The organism is Siphonobacter sp. SORGH_AS_0500 (assembly GCF_031453245.1).
Lineage (GTDB): Bacteria > Bacteroidota > Bacteroidia > Cytophagales > Spirosomataceae > Siphonobacter.
In genome coordinates this window covers 16,806-43,141 of record NZ_JAVIYT010000009.1, presented here as the reverse complement: position 1 = coordinate 43,141, position 26,336 = coordinate 16,806, and the positions used below count along the sequence as shown (strand labels likewise).

Here is a 26,336-nt window from a genome sequence, read left to right as displayed (position 1 = left end):
TGTCAACAACTAATAGTAACACTGGTATACTTGTACTGGTTTGTTTTACTTTACTTACCTTTTTTCTATAGCTTACCTGAACATCACCATTACTTAATTTTATTACCGATTCAGGAATTAGTTCAGTATCATACGCCGTTTCTTTCCCTACTAAAGCTAAAATAGATTGTTTGCTAAAATTAATCTTCGTTGGTGTCTCATGCATAGTAGTTGCTGAGCCAAAAAGATTATCAAATTCAGTTTGATTATCAATTTTCTTATATTCGCTATGATTTACATTGTTTTTTGCAAAATAATGTTTCGCTACGCGGTAAGGAATTGGAGTATTAGTTTTGACATCACTAAGCATCAGTAATGTTGCTCTAAAAGATCTGTTACTTACAGTTCTTTCCACTGATGCATACACTTCTAGACTTAAACAAGTCATAACTACTGCCATTATTACAATAGATTGACCTAATACTTTTTTTGGTTTCATGGTTTTATTAATTAAATGTTTACGAGTGCAATGAACTTGATTATTACAAGGGTTCTAACTTACGATCTTGCAATGCCTAAACTGTCTTATTTTTTAATCAGATTAGTATAGGTAAACTTTATAGAAGCACTATTCATCACCTGACCGTCTACAGTTATTTGAGAAGTTTCCATATCAAAATTCAAGTTTTTGGTTTTTGTATTGTAAACGGGTAAGTCCTTTGTTTTATAACTTACAACCACTTTTTTAGTCTTCCCATCCTCTTGCATATCGAAAGTTATATTTTTAGGAGAATTAATAAATTCAATGTTCTTGTTTTCGTCAAGAATACTGGTATATTCAATCTCAAGATTTTGCTTACCTATTTTATTTACAGCATCCTGAGCCTTATTCGTATCTTTAATAACCGAAGCAATGATTTCAAACATTGGAACATCTTTGAGGATCATAGTAGTATCATTGATAGTTATGGATGTTGCTTGAGGCGATTTACCTTGTACACTTACACTTCCCGAATATTCTCCTACTACAACTTTAGTATCACCAGGATTGATGTAAAAGCCATCATCCTTTTTACAAGAAGTAAAGAATAATCCGACAAGCGTTAATAAGGTAAATAAGGTTTTGTACAATGGCAACGTTTTCATGTTTCTCTTTTAATTAAGATAAGATGTATATAATTTGTTTGTTTGATTGTAAATACTTTCATGAACGATATCTTGCATAAAAAAAAATATTTTTTTCAAATAAATAATTAATGACCTGATAATCAGTAAATTATAAATTTATTTATGCAGGATCCTTTGTGTGGAATTTTTAATATTTGGCCCATCAGCTCACTCATTTTACACGTTACAATAGATTATTTTTAAATAGTTAACCTAGATTTAACTACTGGATAGCTATGCTTTAAAGAAGATTTGTTAGTCGATCTTAAGAATATACTATTTGTATGTATAGATATTATATCTTTACTTATTATTTGAGCCTAAATGTTTGTCTTAACTACAGTTTGTTTGTATTTTTAATATATAATCTATTTTCCTATTAATGAATTAGCTTACGTATAGTTTCTTCGAACATCAATTCATAATATTTTGCAAGACTTTTTATTTAATGATTAGATCTTTTATTGAGAGAGGCATGGCTCTAACTAAAAGCACTAGGTAAGTATATATTGGCCCAAGTCTACGTGTAATAGCATTTCAATGAACTAAAGGGAATAAAGTGCTTGTTTTAAATGGATCTCAAATGTATTTTATGGAATATTATTAGTTTGCGGGATGCAGTAGAGGGACAAATGTGTTGAATTAATATCCATGTAATCGTTTTAAAAGCAATGCTTGTCAGCATCGTGGTCAAAGTATTCTTATTAAATGATATGGCATCTGCGATTGTGGGATCAAGCTCACAATCCACATGTAGAAACCGTATTAGTAAACTAGTACTCAATGGCAGCGGAGTTTGCGATACCGCTTGCGTGCTGAAATTAGCCATTTAGAAAGTGCCACGTCATTCTAGCAATCCTGTTTTTAAGAATCGAAATATCATTCTGAAAGTCGATGTAAGCCAGATCTTCGTAGGCAGAAAAAACAATCGTGGTGGTTATGGTGGCGGAGGATCATTTCAGTGGTCAAATCGTTGCTTTCGTTTTTTGGACAACCCACTTCGTATCCCTTCCCTCAACTGCAAGGAATCAGGTTAAAATCAGTGAACTTCGGATTCCTGGTAGCGTAGCCGCCCTAGCTTACAATGACTACCTTGATCAAGAGACCAGTTCTTTTTTGCTTATCAACGTATTTGAGTCGCTACCGTATCATACTAAAAATAGTTGACAATCTTGGGGCAAATTAAACAGGTAAATTCGTTTCAGAGTATTGACTATCTTTTTGCTTCAAAGATTCATAAGTTTCTTATTTTTAGGTAGTTAACTTTTATTCGATGAGCTTGAGCAGTACCAGGCTGCCGGTGCGGTTAGATATTCACAGCTACGGTGTAACCGGAGGTGATTGTAATTGTTAATAGATTTTTGGACTACTTTTTGAGCCATTTCTTTGATCGTTAGGTAAACAAACCTTTACAGGGCAACGTCTGACCCCCTTTATTCACCCTTTGGTCTGGCACAGTTATGAGATAAAAATCTATTCAATCATTTAATTTTAGATTGTTCAACTGATTTTGTACAAAGTCACTTCTACGCAGGCATGTTTACTTCCAATCGGGAATACTTACTCACGATTGGGGTTTTCAACTTAATTAACCTATGGAATCAACTATTACATAAAAATCACCTAACTTTGTACTGTAATAAAAAATATTACAGTTATGAATAACGTAAGGTTTGCTACAGCGTTACATATACTTACCCTGCTTCAACTTAATAAGGAGCAATTACTTTCGTCTGAATTTATCGCGAATAGTATCAATATTAACCCGGCTGTGGTTCGAAAAGAGATCCGCAATCTTCGGGCGTATGGCTTTGTAGAGAGTAAAGAAGGTAAAGGGGGAGGGTATTGCTTAGGCAAACCTGCTTCGAAAATTCCCTTATCTGAGGTGTATCGGTCAATAAACATATCCTCTGTGCTCGGACGATCCAACACGCCTAATCCTGATTGCCCCATTGGTAAACAAATCAATACTCATCTGACCGATTTGTTTGCCTCGGCCGATGCTGCTTTTTTGAAACAGATCGGAAAAATTACAGTCGAAGATTTCAGTAAAAAGTTTAGTTAATTTTTTTACCCAATACTGTAATAATTATTATTACAGTAAACACAATTAAAAATATGATGATGAAAGTTGCATCAATTGGTGCCTGAATGATTAGAAAACAAGCAAGAGTTGGATTGGACCTTTTTGAGTCCAGCCATTGAAATGTATCAAGGTACTTGCGGCGAAAGAAAAGGATACTCTCGGATTAGGTACTCCGGTCTATAATGCTAAAGGTGGAAGTATTTTTAGATAGAAGACCTGGCCGTCGATGAGATCGAAAATCTCCAGTATATGGGCTGCCGTTTCACTGTAGCCTATTACAGTGTTAAATCACATGTGAAGTCGTTCACCACGACATGCACTTAAACAAAAGTCTGAAAAATGAAAATCATTTATGTCATGGACCCAATCTGTGGTTGGTGCTATGGAAATATCGACAATACCGTACGTTTATTTGAAGATTTCAAAGAGCAGGTAGAATTTGAAGTACTGCCAGGTGGCATGTGGTCGGGAGCAAATACTCGCATCCAGTCTACGGCCATGATGAATTACTTTTTAAAGCATGATGCCTCCATTACTCATCATACGGGCGTATTATTTGGATCCGCTTACCTGGACTTCATAAAGAATCGCCATGACGTGGTATTAGATAGTGAAATACCCTCAAAAGCCATTGTGACGGTAAGCATGATTGCTCCGAATCAAATCATGCCCTTTGCGGTAGAAGTGCTAAAAGCAAGATTTCTTCATGGCAAAGACTATAATCTGGATTCAACCTACATAGAGATACTTGCAAAGCTTCAAATCAATGAAAACCAATTTTTAAATTTCTTCAAAACAAACGAATTCAAGCAAATGACGCAGGACGTATTTAAAAAGGCAGCTAGTTATGCCCGTTCTTATCCGACGATGTTGGCTGAAAAGGACGACCAACTGTACCTACTTGAACAGGGGTACCTTCCTTATGAAGAACTAAAAGCACGGGTAGTAAGCCTTTTAAAGTAAGAGTAGAAATAAACAGCCCTTAACCTTGGAAAGAAGGGCTGTTTGTATTCTTTATATTCGTCTAGAGCGATACCTGATAAGCTAATTTTTTTCGCCATCCTGAATCAGCATAAAACCGATATACACCAGTAATTCAGCTTACAGTTTCCAACATGAAAGGATACATGATCATGACATATGCAAACTTACTCCCCCTGCTGTGAAGCGTCTATCAAGTACTCAGAATGTTCAAGTGTGATAGAATTTTCATGCCAAGACTTACAAGGTCTATCAGCACTGCTTTTGCTAAAAACGAATGGAGCTAAGTAGGGATCGGTAATTAGTACCATAAAATCGCGAATCTATACTTTATAACCCTAAGGAATCTCACTTACTTTTGGACTGCTAATATCTACGTGAGAATTAATAAGGGAGTATCCCTTCATCTTCACTAGTATGGGGAACAGGATACCGAAACGAAGTTACTGAGTCTGTTTCTCCTATGAAAAAGCTTCGAGCGTAACAACTAACTCAAGCGATGATTAGACATTTGTACGATGAAACCATAAATTATGTAGGGGAAACGGGCTTGGTGACGCTGTTTTATAATCTCGATCTATCAACCTGTGTGCAGGTGCTACGTAGTTGCTACACAGCTGGAATCCGCATCTTTGAGTTTGCTAATCGGGGTGAGAATGCCTATACACTTTTCGTGGCTTTACGTAGGTAGCTATATATACATGCATTTGCCCGATCTATCATTGGGGGCAGACACGATCTATGATCCAGCCACGGCAGAAAAATTTATTCACGCAGGAGCAGATTTTATTGTAGGTCCCATTTTATAATCCATCCGTAGGCTGTAGTATGTAAGAAGGCGTGCCTACCCTAGATTCCGGGCGTGGGTACATTCACAGAAATTTATCAGGCTCAGCAGGCCGGAGCGGAAATCGTAAAGCTATTTCCAGCCGAATCAGGCCAGTATAGAAAGCTGATTTGAGGCTGGAGCCGTGGTTATCAGTGTCAGTACGGCATATATGGGGAGATCTTAGTGATCTTCATCAACTGGAAATAACGATCAAGCAATGTCTGGGTTGTATTAAAGCCTATCAAACCGGGCAAGCCCGACTAATCAATCAGGAAGAGACTGCTTTATGAAACATTCATCTACTGCTGCCAGGATTCCGATGATTAACATTCATTCCCTGACCTAATACCGGCCAGAGGATTTTTTGATCCAGAGGTTCGATGAATACCTCCAAGAACATAAGAATTTACGACTCCTGCATCGTCATGATTTTTACCATCTTATTCTTTTTACGAAAGGAGCGGGTAGCCATGCCATTGACTTTGAAAGTTTTATGGTTCAGCCTTTCCAGATTTATTTTATGATTCCAGGCCAGGTTCATTCCTGGGATTTTACGAGTGAGGTAGATGGCTACGTGGTGAATTTTTCCAGTGCCTTTTTTCAATCCTTTCTCTTACGACCCGATTACCTGGAAACGTTTTCATTTTTTAGCGGCATAGCCCAGGAAAGCGTCATTAATTTGCCCGAAGCTATTCATGAATCTTTGGTTAGCCGATTTGAGCAACTCCTTTCACAACATAATCATACATCCTTGCCACGTGTAGATCGATTGAGAACACTACTTTTAGACATCTTTTTCTCTATTGAATCGTATACGGCGGCTAAGTCTACGCTTTCTGTAACTAATTATAACTACATCATTTTAAAAAACTATCAAAAGCTCATTGACAAAAACTTTCTGACCATGCGTCTTCCCATGGAATACGCTAAGTTACTTTTTGTAACGCCTAATCATTTAAATGCTCTTTGTAAGGAACACTTAGGAATGCAGGCAGGAGAGTTGATTCGCAATCGAATTCTATTAGAAGCTAAACGCCTCCTCATCAACTTCGGAATGAATATTTCGGAGATTTCTTATGCTTTAAATTTCAGTGATAATTCTTACTTCACGAAGTTCTTTAAAAAATACACGAAAATCACTCCAGAGGAATTTCGGAAACGGAATTCTTAGTGATATTAAGCTCCATATACGCCTATGAAAAGAAGTCCATTACAAGGCATGCTCCTGGCTAAGTGCCCCCATTGCCGGCATGGTAACATGTTTAAGTATCCCTTTTGGAAATTAAAAAAGTTTGATCAGATGTATACCTTTTGTCCCCACTGTGGACAGCGGTATGAAAGCGAACCGGGTTTTTTTATTGGAGCTACTTATGTGAGCTACGCCCTTTCAGTCGGAATTGTACTGGCTACAGCCATTGTGCTTTATAACTTCTTTGGCGACCCTTCTGCTTTTGCTTACATTGGCGTTTCCATCGGTTTAATGTTAGCATTAATGCCTTTTAATTTTAGAATTTCCAGAGTCATTTATATCTATCTATTTTCTGGAATTGAATACGAAGAAAAACCTCGTATTATTCCCAGAGAGAAGGAAGTTTAAGCCATTCCCATCTAAAAGATAAAAGGTATTCCATCTAAATGGAGTGCCTTTTATTTTTTTATCCTTTGGAAGAATACGTTTAAAAAATATAGTTCCACAGCGGAGAAGAAACCCCATAGTTAAGTGTATCGTTTTTATAATGGTGAATGGCGTGATAGATCCACAACCATTTAAATACATTTCTGGGAGGTTTATAGGCATGCACAATAAAGTATACAAACAAGTAACCAGCATAGCCTGCTAGGGAGCCAGGAAAAAAGCATAAGCGGCTTCCCCTAATAAGATAAAGCTTTTCCAAATGAACTTTTCATAGCCTATATAGACCGTTGGTGTTTCAATAAAAGAGACCCTATGACATTTCCTTTCGTTGGAAAGGTATGTATTACACTAAAAATAGTTGACAGTTTTGGTATCAAATTAAATAGGTAAACTCGCTTTAAAATATTGACTAATTTCTTGTTTATAGGATTTACGAACCCGCCATTTTTTAGGTAGCTCACCTTTCATTCGATGAGCTGGATTAGGACCGGGCACGCCGGTGCGGTAGGATATACACAGCTACGGTGTGGGCGGAAGTGATTGTAACTTTCAATGGCTTTCTCAACCGCTTTCTGGGCCATTTCGAAGTTAAAAAAAGTCCGATTAAGCAGCCATCTTCCTTTACTGTACGATTGACTCGCTCAGCTACTGCATTCTCGTAGGGGTCTCCTTGCTGAGTCATGCTGATGGTAATATTTGCTTGTTTTAGTAAGTCAGTATACTGATAACTACAGTACTGTAACCCTCGATCTGACCGGGTCGCCGGAGCGATGATGGATTAAGCTTGCACCAGTCTTTACTTTTAAAGCATTTTTAAAGCAGCTAAAGGCCTTCCAGTTGCAAAGACGGATATAAGTCCAGTCTACAATTTTTCTTGAGTACGCGTCCGTTACTAAGCTCAGATAGGCGAAGCCTTTTAGTAAAGGAATATACGTTATGTCACTAACCGCAGCGGCGGACCGTCCATAACCGATTAGGTTCATTTACTTTCAATTCTTTTATCAAGTTAGGATACTTGTAGAAGTGATGATGAGACCAAGTGGTTTTAATATATGATTTCCGCCGATTTTTAATTAATCAGCTGACTATCAATAACTTATTAAGCTTATATCGGCCTATTTTTATCCCGTGGAGCTTTCGGAACTCTTTGAGCTGATGATGTAAGATCTCAACACCAACGCAGGGTAGTTCTAATCTGATTTTTCTGACCTCATCTAATAATAGAGCTTGATGAAGTTCGCATTTTTCTTGCCGATTCTTTCGCTCATACCAAGCTTGCCGACTCATCCCAATCGGACTGTCGTCACAGCAGGCTACATAGTGTCTGCATGCTTACTAAAGGGTGATGCAAACTCATATAATCTACTGCTTGGACGGTACGCCGTGCGGCCCAGACTTTTTTCGGATGGGAATTTTGAGTCGCACGGGCGACCCCGTCTTTTCGACAATGTCTCCAACGACTCAGACTTGAGTCGTTCATACTTAAGTAACTTCTGAGTATCCGCTAACTGCTTCTGGAGCAGGGCTATCTCATCTTTTTCCTTGTTCATGATTGATTGAGGATCGTAGCGTCGCCGCCGATAGTACTGGTAGGCTCGATTCCAACCACGAAGACAAGTTCGACAAATTTTAGTGTGCTTCAAAATCTGGTTTTCGCTGATTAAACCGATTCGGTACGCTTCAATTAGTCGCCAACGAAAAGCAGCATCTTTTAAACTTTTCTTACGATTTAGTATAGAGTTGACTTTCTTGATTTTAAAGATTCACTGTCAAGCTCTTTTAGGGGTATACAATAGTCCGTTGCATCTTCTACCTTAGTAGGCAAGCTTAGTTGCTGCTTAGTTACTACTTAGTTACTTTTGATTCTCTTCCGCTAGCCAACGAGCCATATTTTGTCCCCTTTCGGTAAGCATATACCGCTGTAAAGGGCTGTTAGGCCTTGTTTTAATGACTGGGCTAACTACTTTCAGTAGAATCAAGGGTTCTAAGTACCGCTCCGCATTTTTGGTTTGATTACTCAAGCCAATCCTTTCTAAAACCTCTTTTCTTTTCATTGGGGGATTATTAGCCATGGCTGAAATAATGGCAAGCGAAGAAGGTTCTAGGTTCTCTATGATTGACTGATAGGTTTTTATTTGTTCCTTAGATAAAGGTGCTTCTTCAAAAGCAAGAACTTGTTCTGATAAATACTTTAGAAATCTACTCGTTTTTGGCGTTCTAAAATTGAAGAAAGGCCTTTCTTCCCCCTTGACAAACTCAGGGTGTATGGGAAAGGTGACTTCGAAGTACGTACGCTCGTCATCTATATCAAATTCAGCCACTGGGGAGCCGTTCTGCTTTAAGGTTTTCATGATCAAAGCTATACCCGTGGCATGGCCTTCCGTCAATCGCAAGGCTTTCAGGAAATCGCCCAATCTTCGATTCCGATAGCGTTTTGGTCTGGGGTGTCCAAGGCGTAGATCATCCAGCTTTACAGACCGATCAGGCCCTCCCGAATTAAAAAGTATAATCTTATCTGGATGGATAAATACCTTAATGGGTTCTCTTACCTGATAATCCCGGTGGAAAATGCAGTTAGCAATGGCTTCTTGTAAAGCAATCAAGGGGTAATTGAAAACTCGAATCGATTCTGCCTGGGATTCGAGTTTAATCACTTTTTCTAAAAGGACCTGTGAAATCAGGTAATCGGTGAGTTGCCTGATCTGATGGTGAACGGGTCCAGTAAAACGAGTTTCTGTAAAGTCTCGATCGGCGGGGCCCTGTGTGTACCGGACTACTTCGATATAGGTATAAGGAAAGAACCGATCTGGCCGCTCCGAGAAAAGCATCAAGGAGACGTTGCGAGGGAATTCTTGTTCAAGGGGTCCAGAAAGCAAAGCCATTTGCTGGAGTAAATCCCGCTTGGCAGTTTGTTCCAGGTTATCCAAGAGCCGGCTATTCGTTTGCTGCAAGTACTCTCTGATCCAGAACAAAGAAATATCTTCCAAGCTGGCCTGCGTATTCGGGCGATCATCGAAAGGTACCTGATTGGCCAAACTAATGAGTTCCTGCTGCTCGGGCAGAGAAGCTTTGACGGAATTAGCATACTTTCGAATATAGTAGTGAAAGGTCTTTTGCTTATCGGTAATGACTTCTGGTACCTGGTGAGGCCGGTTAGAGCTTCCCGGTATCCAGATCACCAATAGCTTCTTTTGATCTACATCTTCAATGAATAGCCTGGGGTAATATTCGGGCCGAATTAGTTGATTGAATCCGATCATTTCCCGTTGAATCTTATCCAATTGCTCCAATGGCAGTCCCTTCACCGGACGCTGAGCAATGCCATCCTTTTCCTCAATCCCCACGATGATGTACCCCCCTCCAAGGTTATCAAAGTCATTAGCAAAGGCACAGATACTGCGGTAAATGGCATTCGGATTCCAGCCTTCTTTGAACTCAACGCGGTCTGACTCGACCGAAGTATGGTTAATAAGACTTTCAAAATCAATAGGTAAGCTCATGGAGGTGTTAAAATAGAAACTTGAAAATAAGTTCTTTTTCCAAGTTTTTTACATTCATTTCGAAAATGAATGGATCTACAATTGATAAAATCGCTACTCAATAGTTAGGCTAAAAACCGTATTTCTTAAAAATGTCCAATATAAGAGAAGAGAAATGACAAAAAATCCTATGGCATTTTACAAACGAACCCTTATAAGACGTTCAGCAGTAACGCAAAGAAAAAAATTACGCATACCCTTAATTGCCAGAACGGCTCGAACGTCCGGCTTATGAAAATGGTCTGAAGGGTAAAGAAATAGTAAATGAATAAAGGATTATTTTACATGCTTTAAAGGTACATCGGTAAAAGGTTAACCTTAATGCTAACATAAGGAACCACTATACTTTGTCAGACTAGCAGCATATGGATTTCAAGGCATACTCATCGGTATTTTTCTGAAATAGGTTTTGCATGGTTACTCGGAAGAAAGAATACGGACAGAGTTATAAGAATGGATTTCTGCACCAAAAGTGGTGTTTTGAGACCGTACTCAGCTAACTACTCCTCAAAAGCCCCCCTTTTGGGGGGGCTGAATCGTTACGGTTTTCGGGCGAGTTGAGTCAACAGCAGATCAATGTCCTTGCCTTCCACCCGTGGAGCATTCGGATACATCAGCCGACCCGATTTATCGAAGATCATGTACCGGGGAATGGCCTCGAGCTTGGCTTTCTTTAAAAAGGCCGATGTCCGGGGGTTGACAATGAGGTAGTTTTCGGGGTAGTCACTCAGCTTTTCTTTGACGCTGGCTTTCTGCCAGGACGTCTTGTTATCATCAATGGACAGGTAGACAAATACCACTTTCTCCTTGGAAAGTGACTGGCGTAGCTCCTGGGACGCTTTCATGGCCGCCCGGCACGGCATGCACCAGCTCGCCCAGAAGTCCACGTAGACGATCTTACCGGCGTGCTTCTCAAGAACCTGCTCCAGCTTAGCCTTCGCACCGGACTCCTCCAGCAAAGCAACGGAGGTAATATCTTGTCGGCTGCTGTTAAACTCCAGGGAAAAATCGTTGTAACTTCGAGCGAGCAGATCCTGATCCCTGACTTCTTTTTCATAGATCTGATAATATTTCCTGAAATCTTCCAGTGCAAACGTGGAATAGATCCGGTGGATTTGTTTGGTTAACAGGTAGTCTTTAGCCGGCGTTGAAAACAGATCCGAGCGGCGGGTTTGATCAAACATGACTCGGTAATCCCGGCTCTCGCCATCCGTTCCCCGAACGAAAGGGGCCTGATTGACAATCAGCTGTTCTTCAACGGCATCCACTAGCCTGGGATAGTAGAAATGATCGACGATGGCGGGAGCCTGCAGGTCTTTGGCATGCAGGAGCGTGGTGATGGCTTCTTGGGATAACTCGCGGGCTTCCACCGCCACCAAATGCCCCATCAAGCGGGTTCTGGTCGAGTAGTGGGCACAACAGGCCGGCGAGAGTGCATCCTCGGATAAGAAATTCCAAGGTTAAAAGTGAGATGATATGTAGCTATGAAAATTTCATAGTTACAAGGTAATTTGAGGTTTTTAGTGATAAATATGAGAAATAATAATATATGCAATTGCTAAGATACGGAAGCCCAGACAAGATTATAATTAATTTTGGAAATTTATATGACCGCGGTCTCTTACTATTATAGTTAACTATTAAAGCCTAAATCTAGCTCGATAGGGTATATTGATACCCCTATTGCTTGTGATCTATTATAAGAATAGTTGTTCAATGATAAGATAAAATATTATAGATTTTATTTGCATTTTAATTAGTAAGTATCAATTATTAATCCTAACTTTCATAAAATGAAAATTATAACAATAGTACTATTACATAATATATATATATATTCTATGAAAGAGCAATCACGTCTAAGCAAAAAAGAACAAATTAAACAATGGGATGATTATTTTGAATATTATCGTTTTAAAGAACATCCGATTGGGCATACTTCTTTAATCATTAGAGCAAAATATATTCCTGCCAAAGCTGTTAGCCGCTATGCTGATTTAGAAAATAAGCGTTTTTCTTCCGGTAATTTTTCTTCTCAATCTATTCAGGAAGTAATTGCTACATTTGCAAAAGAATTTCCAGGAGTTCAATTGTTTGAATTGATTCATTGTTATGTTACTGGACAGGATAATAAAGGCCGAGTAACCTATGAAATTAAAAATATACACCCTTATTAATATTTTTACAAACAGTAATTATATCAAACAATATACAGTAATTAGGTATCGGTATCTTTTTAAAATAAAGATATCCCTCGTATCTTATTAAATTGATAGCTTTACTATCAGGAAAGATCTGTATTTCGAGTATAAAAATTAGGTATCAAGCACTTCATAATTTTCATAGCCTAGTCTCAAGCATTTTTAAACTACGCATTCATATCCCTTCCATGTTTCTTTCTAATACCTCTCTTACCCATGAAATTTTAACGCTCTCTTCGTATCTGACTGAGGAAGATAGTGTTGCTAAGTATTCTAAAAACTTATTAAATACTGTAGCTAATAAGTTTGGCCATACGTATTCTTCAAAAGTATGTGCTTTGAAAACTGAAAATACCATTCACGTATATCCTCCAGAAGTTATTTTTCAGTTGAATGTAAATAATATTGAAAAATTCCAATCTTTAGCCGAAGCTATTAATGAAGATACTAAAATTAAAATTATTCTCATTCAGTATGAATTTGGTTTATTTCCTGTAGGATCTAAAGAGGCTTTTTTTAGTCTTATAGAGAAAATAAATAAGCCTATTATTCTGGTTTTTCATACTGTTCTATCGGAGCCTGAATCAGACGAGCTTGAATGGGTAAGGCGTATAAAACATGCCGTTAGTAAAATAGTGGTACTGACTTATCATTCTGCTCAGTTATTGCAACAACAGTATGGAGTGGAATTCAATTTAATTGAAATTATACCTTATGGTACTCACTTGGTTCATTATAAAGATCGACAAGAACTTAAGCGGACGCTTGGTCTGTCTAATCGAAAGGTATTGGCTTCATTGGGTTTGCTGAGTCCAGATAAAAGTATCGAAATGACTTTAAGAGCCTTGCCTACAGTCATTCAAACTAATCCAAACGTTTGTTTTTTAATTATTGGCAAGACACATCCAAGTGTTCTTAGAGCCCAAGGAGAACAGTACCGAAGTTTGCTTAAAGCTTTGATAAAAGAGTTAAAACTGGGTCATTACGTTCGTTTTATTGATGATTGCCTGCCCTTAAATGATTTACTAGATTACATCCAGCTATGCGATATTTGTATATTTACTTCACAAAATACTAATCAAATAGCAAAAGATACTTTTGCTTACGCGATGAGTTATGGTCGTCCAATCATTTCGACCCCTGTTCCTTATGCCTTGGAGGTACTATCAAACGGTGCAGGCGTTATCATTGAATTTCAGAATTCTGCTCAATTAGCTGAAGAAGTCAGTAGTCTGTTAAATAATAAAGCACTTCAAGAAACCATGCATGAGAAAGTTTTACAGAAGATGGCTTCAACGTGCTGGGAGAATATCGCCATTGCCTACGCTAAACTTTTTTCTAGTCTTCATTCACCCAGTATACCTCTTCATTATGATTTGCCTGATATAGAACTTTATCATTTTAAAAAATTGAGTACCCACAAAGGCATGGTTCAATTCGCCCAAAACAATCAGCCTGATCTCGAAACGGGTTATACGTTGGATGACAATGCCCGGGCCTTGGTAGCTTTATGTATGCATTATGAACTAACCCTAGATAGTATAGACTTATCCTATGTAGAAATTTATTTATCTTTTATTGAATATTGCTGGAAGGAAGAAGGATATTTTCTCAATTATGTGGATAAACATGGAAACTTTACGGCTCAGAACTGGGAAACAAATTTAGAAGATGCCAATGGCAGAGCTTTGTGGTCCTTGGGATTTATGGTATCGAAAGCAAGTTTACTGCCACCGTTGATGCTGGCACGAGCTAAACTATTATTTGAAAAGGCTACTTCCTATTGGAATAGCATTTATTCTACTCGGGCAATGGCTTTCGCTATTAAAGGTATGTATTATTATTTGGATTCAGTTCAGTCGCTTCAACACTTAACCTTATTAGAAACCTTAGCCAATCGCCTGGAACGCATGTATAGGCATGAGGCTGAAGTCAATTGGAACTGGTTTGAAAGCTACCTTACCTATGGGAATAGTGTCTTACCCGATGCTATGTTATGTGCATTTCTGCAAACAGGTAACACCAACTATCAATCTATTGCCAAAGAATCATTTGATTTTCTGCTAGACCAGACGTTTACTAATCATCAAATTAAGGTTATTTCAAATCAGCAATGGCTTATGAAAGGAGGACACGCCGCCCCCTATGGCGAACAACCTATTGATGTAGCATACACGGTATTGGCTTTAGCCCGATTCAACGAAATATATCCGCAAGAAGGTTACGATACAAAAATGCGAACGGCTTTTAGCTGGTTTTTAGGTAACAATCATTTGCAGCAAATTATCTACAATTCCTGCACCGGTGGATGTTATGATGGTCTAGAAGAATTTCAAATTAATTTGAACCAAGGAGCCGAATCGACGGTGAGTTATCTTATGGCTCGACTTTGCATGAAAAGCTAATAGATCTATCTTGAATCACATTAAGAAAGTCTCCTTATGATTAAGGAAATATTTATTACAATAGAGGAATTCATTTAGTATAACTAATTCTAATAATACTCTTTAGTATTTATAAGTAAATGGAGTTGTAGATTACAGAATAATAGTGCTAAAGGCACAAATATTTAATCATTACAAGTACTGATATAACCTTATGTTTTACATATAAAACATAATTATTTAAATAAAGTTTGTAGATATAAGTTACTTAATTGTAAAAATTAAGCCTAATGAATCACTAATTTTAAAAGCAATGCCTTTCTTCTAGCTTAAGAGGGAGAATGAAATAATATTTCTAATTCTCTCAATACTCTTTTGATCTGTTGATTTAAATAAATTCGTTGATCATCAATGAAAAATCCCAATTCGTCGTCATATTCAACTGTAAAAAAAGCTCCATTTTCAAAATACCCAGTACCAGCATTGTAATACCGATTTAAACGGCTTGTAGAGGAGCCACCTATTAGCTCAGACTCTAATTCTGATAGTTGTTTTCGCATCCAAGCCACTAGTGAAGTAATGTCTTGAACTTTCCCACCTACTCCAACCCCCTTTATGAAGTCAATGCGATGTCCTGCATTACTAGCCTTCATTAATAGATTGTCTGTAAGAATAATCATTTCTGCAAAATCTTTTTTCCAAAACCTTTCTTCTAAAGAACCAACTTTAAATGAAGGCTTTTCTATCAATTTTTTTAATCGAGCTAGTAAAAGCAAAGGAGGGAAAGCATGATTGGCAGTTAATGAAAGCCTTTTTTCTTTATAAAAGGTTTGGCCTAATTGTTCTACTCTTGTAAGCACTACCGATTTTGGATTATAAGTAAACTCGAGTTTATTTTTCATGAGATATCTTTATAAACAGCATAATGGAGTTATAATAAAAATGATGACAGAACTTAATAATTATTTTACTGAAATGAAGACAATGTAAGAGGTAAGGTTCAAAAGATATTTAAATTACGCTTGTAAGCAAAAGAAAAACGAAATATAAGTAGTTAATAATTATAATTGATATTTATCAATTATAATTATTATAATCACTCAAATAAGCGAATTTCAGAATGGAATATTTTTTAAAAAAAGTTTAACTTTATTAAAAGTCGTTACTATAATTAAACATATTTGAACGTTAATAAGTTTGATTATAGATTAATAAATAGTTTGGCGGTGCTGTTGTGTGACTTTAGATAATAATCAGTGTAAATACCTATCATTATAAGTAAAATAAAAATATTTAATAGGTGTATTTATGCTTTCTTCCTGTTTTAAATTTCAGGACATAAATCAATTTCAATAAAGAAGGTAAATAGTATGAAATAATTCATATGAATAAAATAGTCTGAAGAATTCCGTTCCTTATTCATTTGCTCGCATTTTTAATAAATTATACTAGATAAATATTTAATCTTATGAGCAAAAAAACCAGTTCGTTAGAAATACAAACCGCCATAAATCGATTACAGCTTATGTTGGACGATTCTAATATAGAAGAGCCTTTCAATTTTTCGCAAAAAGAAGGGTTTACTGAAGCGGTTACGATCTTAAAGGAAAGGAGAGAAAAATTCATAGGATTTGAACACTTAAAAACGGTACGAGGGCGAGCCATTGCCGTAGCCGCAATCGAGTACTTACAAGGTAAATGTTCTCAGGAAATTATTTGCGGAATTTCTTTAAATAGATAATATCTGTAGCTAGATATAAACACCTTTGCAATAATCTTATCTAATATTAGTCTTAAATTATCTATTTAATAAATAATCTGTAAACAGTTCAAATTTAACACTATCTTTCATATCTGTTTTACCATTTGGCGGAATGGAGTAATCAGAATGGCCATTATTGCTCCCGATGTGTTGCAAACCATCGGGAGTTTTATATTGACTAATTTTTTATCAATTAAGGTATCTTTATTTGACTTAGATTAATTTTATCAACTGTTTTCTACCTTAATTATTACCACGAATACATTTTAAATATCAATTCTATATCAGAAACATACACTACTATAAATTTTATGTCCAAAAGAGCCTATTTTATTCTAATATAATGATCCAGTATTTATTGAGGTATGCAAGGTATTATTTTTAGCTTTAAAATATTTTTTACAATAATGTTTTTTTTAAGTTAAGTAGATTGAGTCAGTCCTGTGCAGTATCCTTTTCTTCAAGCACTCGGAGTTGCCATTGTGTTTTGAGCTTCCTGGGTATTTACTTAATGTATATTCAATTAATAGGTATGCTTCTCTTATATAAAGGTTAGTTGATGCTTTTCTACACCTTTTCGCTCCTGATTCATTGCTTTAGTAGCCTGTTATCAAATCGATAAGGAACGCATCACCTTTCATCGAAGCATCGAAGTGTCCGCTGAGCCATTAAGAAGCTTAACTGTACATGAGCAGGCTATCCAGGGTACATTTTGCTTGGCAATCCCTCAGGTACAGTTTGATTTTCCTCCGACGGAGCTAAAACGTTTTTGAAAATAACTTATTAATGGTAACTCTTATGCCGAAGCTTCGCTTTATTAGTAAATGATCTCGTCTACCTAGTTCTCACTAGTAATAGCTTAGCATTAGCCTTTTTGTCAGGGATTTACGTGAATTTAATTACGAAGGCTATCGATCGTTTCTTACACTCACTTTTAAATTACCAGTAAGCAACTTCCAGACTATAGAAGCGTTACAAACCAAAGAAGAATCTAAGATATAATCACTACTTACGTGTATCTGGGCGATGAGAAAAATTTCGAAACAGATGAACACCAACCTTTGCATTTGAGATGCCCCCTGTCAGGCCTATGTGAATGACATTTTAGTTGCGTAAACAATGGAGCAGCAAATCTCCAGAGTTGGAGTATAGCAACCATGCTTATGAGGTAAAAACTTATTTTAACCTGAATGGGGTCCGTATACCAGAACCCCAAACGGAGTATATTTTATAGCAAATCAAAAACATACGCGAGTTTGTAGGTCAGGATATAGCCTTGAATAAGAAGATACCTACTTACTTGAGGGAAGACAATGGTTCATCAAAGACTGCATTGGTTACTTTATTAGTAGTGAAGCAAGCCCTTTAGATTGGTAACGTTGCACAGAAGCCTGCCTGATTCGCTTTTGAATCAGACAGAGCCTACTTTCTATAACTATCTTTTAAGGTTCATCTATCTTTCTGAAGATGCTTTAAGTCCATGACTTGACTTATCCAATCATCGATAGATGGATCAGTGAAAAGGAAGTAACGTATAGTGGATATCGTTAATAATTCTTATTCTATGGCTATCCTTGAGTTCTTCCACTCTCGAATCGAACCACAGCATAATTGATCATGGGTCTGCTTTTCTGGATCCTTTTGTAGGCTGGGTAATGCTTTTATCTATTCAACTGTATTTTTATTTTCTTTTCAATCAAAGAAAATACTTATTAGGACATTTTAGGCAATAGATCCAAAATAATGAAGAGTATTCAACCAGGATAGATGTATTGGCACGCACGTGACACCTGAAAGTACTTCTAAAGCAGATGGCCAGTAACGAGAATTTCAAACAATGGAAAAGGCCGCAATTACAGATTGCTTTAGCGATTATGATTTCATTACTTAAAAAAAGGACAGGTGATTCACCTGGCAAGCCTACTGCCAAAGCGTACGGTCGAAGCATTGGCGTTAGTGAGGTCTTAGAAAAATGTGTAGAATAGGCTGTGAATTAGTTTTATTAAACATGTAGCAGACAAATCATAACCAGTAAAATACCAATAGCTATGAACCTATCCATTTCTATAGCAACATGTTAGGTTTTATGGTGTATATTTATTATCTTTCATCTACATAGGTTTTATTGTATCTAAGCTAAGTCTGAAGAGCTTAATTTAATTAGTATTACGTTCGACCTGTGTGAACGTTTGAAGAATCGAACTTCCTTTTTCTCACTACTTACCTTTCACGCTCCTGCTGCCTATTGCTTTAAGGGTTCAAGAGATATTTTTCTATGATTCAATCCCTGATTACGGGCACTGGTGCCTACATTCCGACGCTTGCAATTCCGAATGAAGATTTTCTTTCTTCCCAATTTTATAACCCTGATCAAACCCCGGTATCTCATCCCACTGAAACGACCATCAGAAAATTTGCGGCCATCACGGGTATTCAGCAACGCCGTTATGCGGCTGCGGGCATGACCGCCTCTCTGATGGGACTGGAGGCTGCCAGACAGGCTCTTGACCAAGCTCAGATCAACCCCGAAAAGCTGGATCAAATCATTGTCGCTCATAATTACGGAGATATGGCCCATAATGGGGCTCCCCGGGATCAGGTTCCGTCTCTGGCCGCCCGTATGAAGCAGGGCTTGGGAATTAAAAACCCTTATTGCATTGCCTATGATCTTATTTTCGGTTGCCCGAGCTGGCTCTTGGCTCTGATGCAGGCTGATCAGGCTATTCGCAGTGGAGTAGCTTCGAGCATTTTAGTGATCGGAACGGAGACCCTTTCCCGCGTGATCGATGCGAGTGATCGGGATGCTATGATTTTTGCTGATGGAGCTGGAGCCTGTATTCTAACTAAAACGGATTCTAAGCGTGGTTTTTTGAACAGTATCGCCCGCTCGGATACGCAAACCGAAGCTTCTTTTATTTATTCTCAGCAAGCAAACGATGGTTCAGAAGAGTCTCCCTTGTTTATTAAAATGAAAGGCCATAAGGTTTATGAATATGCCCTTCGGGAAGTACCTCCGGCCATGAAAAAATGCCTGGATGAGAGCGGAAGATCCATTGATGAATTAAAAATGATTTTTATTCATCAGGCCAATGAGAAAATGGACGAAGCCATTCTCCGGGAGTTCTATACCTTGTACGGGAAAACGCCTCCGGATTATGTTATGCCCATGAATATCAGCTGGATGGGGAATAGCTCAGTGGCTACCATCCCTACGCTGCTTCATCAGGTTCTTACGGGTGAACTAGAGCACTATCAGCTACATCCCAATGATCTTATTCTGTTGGCTTCCGTGGGGGCAGGCATGCACATCAATGCCGTGGTCTATCAGCTATGAACGATGCCTTTACACCAGAAACTTTGCTGGACCCTCTCTTTTCAGGGACTTTAATTTTACGCTATGATTCATGAAAACTTATTACTGATCATCACTCTTTTTTTCATCATGGCCTTGCTTTACATGGTGAGTCAACGCCTGAAGATCGCTTATCCCATATTTTTAGTAATCGGAGGTCTGGGTATCAGTTTTATTCCGGCAATCCCAGCCCTGATCATTGAGCCGGATCTGGTATTTTTAATATTTTTACCTCCCTTACTTTTTGAAGCCGCCTGGGAATCTTCCTGGCAGCAGCTCTGGAGGTGGAAAAGATCCATCCTGAGTTTAGGGTTTGGCCTGGTACTGGTTACTTCACTGGCCATTGCCTATTTTTCTGTAGCTCTAATTCCTGGATTTACCTTGTCTTTGGGTTTTTTACTGGGGGGCATTATCTCACCGCCCGATGCCATTGCGGCTACTTCCGTCTTGCGGGGACTGGATGTACCCAAGCGAGCACAGACGATTCTGGAAGGCGAAAGTTTAGTTAATGACGCGGCTTCGCTAACCATTTTCCGCTTTGCTCTGGCGGCTCTGTTAACGGGGAGTTTTACCTTTCACGAGGCAGTCGCTGATTTCGTAATTCTTTCCTTGATGGGAGTAGGCGTCGGGGTAAGTATAGCCTATATCCTTTACCTGATCATGCGGTATTGGGGTGGTACCTCTCGTATCATTACGCCCATTACCCTAATCGCTCCGTATCTCATGTACGTAGCGGCCGAGCACTTTCACTGGTCAGGCGTGATGGCAGTCGTCAGTGGGGGCTTGCTACTATCGGCTCGTTCGAGTACCTTTCTCAATTACCAAACCCGCCAGCAAACCCGGGAGGTTTGGGCAACGGTTGGTTTCCTCCTGAATGGATTTGTATTTACCATCATCGGTCTTCAGTTACCGCTGATTATCCAGGGGCTACAGGATTACACAGTAGGGCAGGTCATTTATTATTCTTTACTGATGAGTGCTCTGGTGATAATCATTCGTATCGTTTTGGTGTATCTTTCCTTTTTTGCCGCCCAATGGCTTTCGGCCAGCCCGTCCTCATTAGAGCCTCACCCTGGATTGAAGTTTTCTTTTCTCATTGGCTGGGCTGGTATGCGGGGCGTAGTGTCGCTGGCTTCAGCCCTGGCTATACCTTTGACGTTAGCAGAGGGGGGCGAGACATTCCCGCATCGAAATCTGATTCTGTTCCTTACGTTCGTTATCATTCTAATCACACTGGTGTTACAGGGGCTTACCTTACCGCTCGTGATTAAATGGCTGGGCATTAAAGAAACTGCTGAGCAGATTCCTGCTCAAAAGCAAATGGAATCCCTTCGTCTGGAACTCAATCAACTCTCCCTGGAGCATCTGGAAACGCATTATAGTTCCGAAATAGAGCAATACGAAGCCATTGAGCGAATTAAAGCTCAGCTTGATTCGTATCTTTTGATTACGCAAAAGACGTTACAATCCAGGGATCAGGGCTCTGGCTTACGAACGGTTCAGGATCTGTATCGAAAAATCATGCTTGAACTCATTGAAGTCCGGAGGCGGGGCTTGAGGAGAATCCAAAAACAGAATCGATTTGATGATGAGATTCTTCGGGCTAAAGAAAAAGAGCTTGACTACGAACAGGCTCGCTGGTCGCGTCATTAGCCTTTATACGTATGACGTATAAATAATACAGTTATCTGCACTTAACTACGCATGGCTTCGATGAGTCTCTATAGGTCATCGAAGCCATGCGTAGTTAGGTAATCTTTGTAAAGGGGCATCGCGTCCCATAAACTGAATAGTAGGGATCCAGGGATAAGATGTACGAGACCCGGTACTGATTCCTCGTTCCAGTTTACTCTAATTAAATCCGGTACGATCACGGGTCGAAAACTTCGTTGTTTAAGATCCGTCCAGTCGGCGGTTTTAAGAAACAAAAGAACTTGATTTAGCAGAGCAAACAGCAAATGCGTCATAATCAGAAGTATAAAGTGTGAAAACGGTACCAGATCAGGCGAGGCCTGCTCCATTACACAAGAGCGGGCTGACCCTGAATTTTTAACAAGCGATAATGAGAGCGTAAGGCCGATAAAAAGCTTCGGTTTTCCAGATAGGGTAAATTAAAGTCAGCCGCCGTCTGCTTCACGATTGCCGTCAGGGCTGGGTAGTGAATATGGCATACTTTGGGAAACAAATGGTGTTCAATCTGACGATTCAGACCGCCCAGGAAAAACGCCGCTACCTTGGAATGAGGAGCAAAATTAGCCGTCGTTCGCAGCTGATGAACCGCCCAGGCTTCTTCGATATCGCCCTGTTGGGTAGGCGTAGGAAAAGCCGTCCCTTCCACTACGTGAGCAAGCTGAAAGACCAGCCCCAGTACGATGCCTTCCGTCAGGTGCATAGCCAGAAAGCCAATACCCACCTGCCACCAGCTTAAGTCAAGGATTAGGTAGGGTAATACCAGTAGACAGAAATAGTAGATGAATTTACCGGCAAACAGGTTTATGTATTCGCTTTTGGGATGACCGGTATTCTCCTTTTGCCCGATTTTAGCTTTGAAAAACTTCAGATAGTCCTTTCGGAAAACCCATGAAAGCGAAGCCAGTGAATACAAACCAAAAGCATAAACATGCTGGTAGCGTTGCCAGGAACGAAGGGGTTCATCGGAATCAAGCCGGATTAAGCCCGGTGCAATTTCAATGTCTTCATCGTGGCCGGGGATGTTGGTGTAGGTATGATGAACAACATTATGCGTCATTTTCCAGACGTAGGGATTAGCCCCCATGAGATAGAAACTCTTCCCTAACCACCGATTAATCCAGACTTTGGATGAAAAGGCTCCGTGCAGGGCATCGTGAGAAACGTTAAATCCAATAAAAGCGGCAAACAGGCCAAGGCCTACGCAGAAACCCAGCATGGTCCAGGGGCCAAATTGATTAGACAGTAGAAGTCCGTAAAGCAGCAGAAAGCCACCCAGAAACAGGCCCGCCTTAAGCCACATGGCAGGATTGGCATGCGGGGAAAGAGCCTGCTTTTTAAAATAAGTATCTGTTCGCTCCCGCAGCGTAGCAAAAAATTGCGATTGGGAGACGTTGGTAAACCTGAGTTGATGGTTCATAGAAAAAGGGTTGGTACTGTGGTAAGTATAGCATAAGTCCAAAAGACGCCTGGAAGCAAAGCCGCAGGCTTTAGTGGTGAATACCAGAAGCGATAGCGTAAACGATCGCTAGCAGAAAGAGACTATCGCCAGCGAAAACGAAGAAACCAGGACTAAAAAAGCAGCAGGAGAATGGAATCGTTTGGATGTAGTCATGATCGTTGGTAAAACCGAACCGAATCAGGGGGCTAACCCAAAAGCGAGGCAGTGTGAGAAAGTAAAATGGAGTACTTTTAAAAGGCTCTGTTATGAATAGACCCCTCTTGTTCTTGTAAAACCTATGCCCAAGGTAGTTAGTTCATTTTCAATAACTAATAAAAAATGTATTAGCCTTAAAGGCAGGTATTCTTACTCTTTCAATACTTCTTTACCAGATAAGGTTAAAATCGGATGACTGAATTTCTATTCGGACTCAACGTGTACTAATAACTCTAAAGTATAGGATCTATGTTTCTAAGTTAATAGAAATAGTTATCGTACTATTACGATTAACATTCATTTATTTAACTTTGTCTCATGGGAGTTACTAAAACGGAGCGTTTCACTGCCGACCAAAACCGGATTGCGGATTTGGCTAAAGCCTTTTCACATCCTGCTCGCGTGGCTATCCTACAAATGCTGGCGGCTAAAAAAGCGTGTGTGTGTGGAGATCTGGTCGATGAATTAGATCTGGCTCAAGCTACCGTTTCGCAGCATCTCAAGGAACTCAAACGCATTGGCATCATTCAGGGAGAAATCAATCCCCCCCGCGTCTGCTATTGCATTAACCCAGCGGTCTGGCAAGAAGCCAAACAAGCCTTTGGAAGCTTATTAGAAACCAATACCGAAGTTTCCTGCTGCAAGTAGTGCTGCTTTTTTTTGAATATATCTATCGTAATATTACAATAAACCAATAATCACTATGGCCAATCAAATCAGTCCTATGATCTGGCAGGCGTTTAAAAGTACGCTGGAAGCAAATCCAGACCTACACCTGGCCTTTGAGTACCAACCCGGGCAACACGTGGATGCGTCGTTTCACATTACGGAGATCAAGCAGGCTCCCATTATATCCGTTGATTGTGGGGGAAAGATGAACAGCTGGACGGAAGTTATCGTACAGCTCTGGGAACCACCCGTCAGGGAGGCAGAGCGTTCCATGAGAGTGAGCAAAGCCCTTGAGATTATTAACCTCGTTGAAAAATCCCTGCCCCTGAATCCTTTAGCCGTAGTGAAAATTGAGTTTGGTAATGCCAGGTTCGACACCCGCCAACTATATCCCGGTGAGTTTTCCACTTCCTCAGAAGACTTTATTGTTCACCTCGTACCTGACTATACGCAATGCAAAGCCCTGAGCCGTAACGAAGCTTGTGGCATAACAGCATCGGATTCGGCGTGCTGTGCCCCTGTTGCCGAAAAAACAGCGTTAGAAATCGTAGCCGAAGGTGCTACCTGTACACCCGGTTCTCTTGGTTGTTAACCATTCTTTCTTATGAAAAAGATTCTGGTATTATGTACGGGCAATTCAGCCCGCAGCCAATTGGCCGAAGGCTATCTGCAACACTTTGCCGGAGACCGGGCTCAGGTCTACAGTGCCGGAGTAGATCCCAAAGGAGTAAACCCGGTTGCTATCCAGGTCATGGCTGAAGATGGAATTGATATTTCCCATCACACGTCTAATCATGTCGATGAGTACACCGGAATGGCCTTTGACTACGTCATTACCGTCTGTGATAACGCCCGGGAGCAGTGCCCCTATTTTCCATCCGCGGGGCAAATGATTCATCAAAGCTTTTCTGATCCGGGACATACAGAAGGGGAAGATTTGGTAACGTCTTTTCGGCGGGTACGGGATGAAATCAAGCAATTTAGCCAGAAATTTATCAATCAAAACGTGCCTGCTTAGAGGCAATTCGGAATGCAAGAAAAACGGCTTTCTTTTCTGGATCGTTATTTGACGCTCTGGATTTTCCTGGCGATGCTCATAGGCGTATCGCTGGGTTACTTTTTCCCGGATGCCCCTGCCTTCGTCAATCAGTTTAGTTCAGGCTCAACGAATATCCCCTTAGCCATTGGCTTGATCCTAATGATGTATCCGCCACTGGCAAAAGTTCGCTATCGGGAATTGCCCCTCGTGTTTGAGAACACCCGGATCTTGCTTTTATCGCTCGTGCAAAACTGGATTATTGGGCCGGTATTAATGTTTGGGTTAGCAGTCGCGTTTCTAGCTGATAAACCGGAATACATGACGGGCTTAATCATGATCGGTATTGCCCGTTGTATTGCGATGGTCATCGTCTGGAATGATCTGGCCGGAGGAGATCGGGTGTATGCCGCTGGGCTGGTAGCTTTTAACAGTATTTTTCAGGTACTCTTTTACTCGGTCTATGCGTATGTATTTGTAACCCTGCTACCTCCCTTATTCGGTTTGCAAGGCTTTGAAGTAGCTATTACCATGGGTGAAGTAGCTCAAAGCGTCTTTGTGTACCTGGGCATTCCTTTCCTTTTGGGTATTTTCTCCAGAGAAGTATTAAGCCGGGTGTTTAGTCAGGAATGGTACGAAACCAAGTTCCTGCCTGCCATTAGCCCGCTTACTTTAATTGCGTTACTGTTTACGATTGTAGTCATGTTTAGTTTGAAAGGGCAGTTGATGGTAAGCATTCCTCTGGACGTGGTACGTATTGCTATGCCGCTTACGGTCTACTTTGCCATCATGTTCTTTTCAGCCTTCTACCTATCTAAACGAGCGGGAGCTGGCTATTCAAAATCGACATCACTGGCATTCACGGCCGCTGGCAACAATTTTGAATTAGGTATAGCGGTAGCTATTGCTGTTTTCGGGATCAATTCAGGAGCTGCCTTTGCTGCCGTGATTGGACCCTTGATCGAAGTACCCGTGTTAATTTTGATGGTAGGGTTTGCTCGCCGGCAGCAAGCTACATTCAGGGTATAAGGTCTAATTTTCATGAACGGCTAGTCAAATAATGGAGGGCATTCACGCAACATCTGAATGTCTTCTTTCATGTGTAACATTTTACAAACAATCCCCTTTACGAATCTTTATAATTTTAAAAAGTCACCTTCCTGCTATTCTTTTATTCTTTCTACGGTAATTCGAATAAGGTCATACTCAAGACTAATTTAAGCAGTAGATGTCGTTGCCTAACCAACACTACTGTGGATTAAAGTAACGATTTCTAGTGAAAGGCGTTTCCCCCCATCACTCATTGAAATAGAGCTAATTACCTGAAAAAGAGTTTTTGATAGAGATTACTAATCTTCATGAAAGTAAG

General features: G+C 39.7%; 21 protein-coding genes and 1 pseudogene. 14 read left to right on the top strand and 8 right to left on the bottom strand.

The features are described from left to right. On the bottom strand, positions 1-478 hold a 478-nt coding region (locus QE357_RS24955), incomplete at its 3' end, for a hypothetical protein (RefSeq protein ID WP_309714076.1). Between the two features lie 86 nt (positions 479-564). After that, complete coding sequence (locus tag QE357_RS24950; RefSeq protein WP_309714073.1) at positions 565-1,125, bottom strand: DUF4840 domain-containing protein; 561 nt, start codon at positions 1,123-1,125, stop codon at positions 565-567. A gap of 1,678 nt (positions 1,126-2,803) precedes the next feature. On the opposite strand from QE357_RS24950, the gene QE357_RS24945 reads away from it, so the two are divergent. From QE357_RS24945 to QE357_RS24925, 5 genes are all read left to right on the top strand, one after another. Continuing rightward, positions 2,804-3,211, top strand: coding sequence for an Rrf2 family transcriptional regulator (locus tag QE357_RS24945; protein ID WP_307144379.1), 408 nt, complete (start codon positions 2,804-2,806; stop codon positions 3,209-3,211). Positions 3,212-3,571: 360 nt separating this feature from the next. Beyond that, on the top strand, positions 3,572-4,195 hold the full coding sequence (locus QE357_RS24940; RefSeq protein WP_309714068.1) for a DsbA family protein: 624 nt from the start codon (positions 3,572-3,574) through the stop codon (positions 4,193-4,195). 517 nt (positions 4,196-4,712) lie between these two features. After that, a complete protein-coding gene (locus QE357_RS24935; protein WP_309714065.1) occupies positions 4,713-4,904 on the top strand; it encodes a hypothetical protein in 192 nt (63 codons plus the stop codon). 502 nt (positions 4,905-5,406) lie between these two features. Then, on the top strand, positions 5,407-6,213 hold the full coding sequence (locus QE357_RS24930) for a helix-turn-helix transcriptional regulator (protein WP_309714062.1): 807 nt from the start codon (positions 5,407-5,409) through the stop codon (positions 6,211-6,213). 24 nt (positions 6,214-6,237) lie between these two features. Then, on the top strand, positions 6,238-6,639 hold the full coding sequence (locus QE357_RS24925; RefSeq protein ID WP_309714059.1) for a DUF983 domain-containing protein: 402 nt from the start codon (positions 6,238-6,240) through the stop codon (positions 6,637-6,639). A gap of 79 nt (positions 6,640-6,718) precedes the next feature. Here QE357_RS24925 and QE357_RS24920 read toward each other — a convergent pair. From QE357_RS24920 to QE357_RS24905, 4 genes and pseudogenes are all read right to left on the bottom strand, one after another. Further along, positions 6,719-6,927: pseudogene (locus QE357_RS24920) on the bottom strand (sterol desaturase family protein); the annotation flags it as partial. Positions 6,928-7,142: 215 nt separating this feature from the next. Beyond that, complete coding sequence (locus QE357_RS24915) at positions 7,143-7,259, bottom strand: hypothetical protein (RefSeq protein WP_309714056.1); 117 nt, start codon at positions 7,257-7,259, stop codon at positions 7,143-7,145. A 1,272-nt stretch (positions 7,260-8,531) separates the two neighbouring features. After that, the gene (locus QE357_RS24910) at positions 8,532-10,178 is read right to left on the bottom strand and encodes an RNA-binding domain-containing protein (protein ID WP_309714053.1); all 1,647 of its coding nucleotides are present in this window, start codon (positions 10,176-10,178) and stop codon (positions 8,532-8,534) included. A 578-nt stretch (positions 10,179-10,756) separates the two neighbouring features. Next, the gene (locus QE357_RS24905; RefSeq protein ID WP_309714079.1) at positions 10,757-11,605 is read right to left on the bottom strand and encodes a TlpA disulfide reductase family protein; all 849 of its coding nucleotides are present in this window, start codon (positions 11,603-11,605) and stop codon (positions 10,757-10,759) included. A 453-nt stretch (positions 11,606-12,058) separates the two neighbouring features. Between QE357_RS24905 and QE357_RS24900 the strand changes: the two genes are divergently transcribed. Beyond that, on the top strand, positions 12,059-12,394 hold the full coding sequence (locus QE357_RS24900) for a hypothetical protein (protein WP_309714051.1): 336 nt from the start codon (positions 12,059-12,061) through the stop codon (positions 12,392-12,394). Between the two features lie 212 nt (positions 12,395-12,606). Then, positions 12,607-14,823, top strand: coding sequence for a glycosyltransferase (locus QE357_RS24895; RefSeq protein ID WP_309714048.1), 2,217 nt, complete (start codon positions 12,607-12,609; stop codon positions 14,821-14,823). 308 nt (positions 14,824-15,131) lie between these two features. Here the strand turns inward: QE357_RS24895 and QE357_RS24890 are convergent, their stop codons facing one another. Then, positions 15,132-15,704 (bottom strand): hypothetical protein, encoded by a 573-nt coding sequence (locus QE357_RS24890; protein WP_309714046.1) that lies wholly within the window; start codon positions 15,702-15,704, stop codon positions 15,132-15,134. A 566-nt stretch (positions 15,705-16,270) separates the two neighbouring features. Here QE357_RS24890 and QE357_RS24885 point away from each other — a divergent pair. The 3 genes from QE357_RS24885 (at position 16,271) to QE357_RS24875 (ending at position 21,569) form a co-directional block, all read left to right on the top strand. Then, positions 16,271-16,543 carry a hypothetical protein gene (locus QE357_RS24885; RefSeq protein ID WP_309714043.1) on the top strand — a complete coding sequence of 91 codons (273 nt, stop codon included), beginning with the start codon at positions 16,271-16,273 and terminating at the stop codon, positions 16,541-16,543. Positions 16,544-18,839: 2,296 nt separating this feature from the next. After that, positions 18,840-19,898: a ketoacyl-ACP synthase III gene (locus QE357_RS24880; RefSeq protein ID WP_309714040.1), complete on the top strand. Its 1,059-nt coding sequence runs from the start codon at positions 18,840-18,842 to the stop codon at positions 19,896-19,898. 63 nt (positions 19,899-19,961) lie between these two features. After that, positions 19,962-21,569, top strand: a complete 1,608-nt coding sequence (locus tag QE357_RS24875) for a Na+/H+ antiporter (protein WP_309714037.1) — start codon at positions 19,962-19,964, stop codon at positions 21,567-21,569. 367 nt (positions 21,570-21,936) lie between these two features. Here QE357_RS24875 and QE357_RS24870 read toward each other — a convergent pair whose 3' ends face one another. Beyond that, complete coding sequence (locus QE357_RS24870; protein WP_309714034.1) at positions 21,937-23,025, bottom strand: acyl-CoA desaturase; 1,089 nt, start codon at positions 23,023-23,025, stop codon at positions 21,937-21,939. A gap of 555 nt (positions 23,026-23,580) precedes the next feature. On the opposite strand from QE357_RS24870, the gene QE357_RS24865 reads away from it, so the two are divergent. From QE357_RS24865 to arsB, 4 genes are read left to right on the top strand one after another with little or no spacing between them, the layout of a single operon-like run. Further along, positions 23,581-23,910: a metalloregulator ArsR/SmtB family transcription factor gene (locus tag QE357_RS24865; RefSeq protein WP_309714031.1), complete on the top strand. Its 330-nt coding sequence runs from the start codon at positions 23,581-23,583 to the stop codon at positions 23,908-23,910. 55 nt (positions 23,911-23,965) lie between these two features. Beyond that, positions 23,966-24,523, top strand: a complete 558-nt coding sequence (locus tag QE357_RS24860; RefSeq protein WP_309714028.1) for a DUF6428 family protein — start codon at positions 23,966-23,968, stop codon at positions 24,521-24,523. Between the two features lie 12 nt (positions 24,524-24,535). Then, on the top strand, positions 24,536-24,949 hold the full coding sequence (locus QE357_RS24855; protein WP_309714025.1) for an arsenate reductase ArsC: 414 nt from the start codon (positions 24,536-24,538) through the stop codon (positions 24,947-24,949). Between the two features lie 12 nt (positions 24,950-24,961). Next, the gene (gene arsB / locus QE357_RS24850) at positions 24,962-25,996 is read left to right on the top strand and encodes an ACR3 family arsenite efflux transporter (RefSeq protein WP_309714023.1); all 1,035 of its coding nucleotides are present in this window, start codon (positions 24,962-24,964) and stop codon (positions 25,994-25,996) included. The last annotated feature ends 340 nt before the right edge of the window (positions 25,997-26,336 follow it).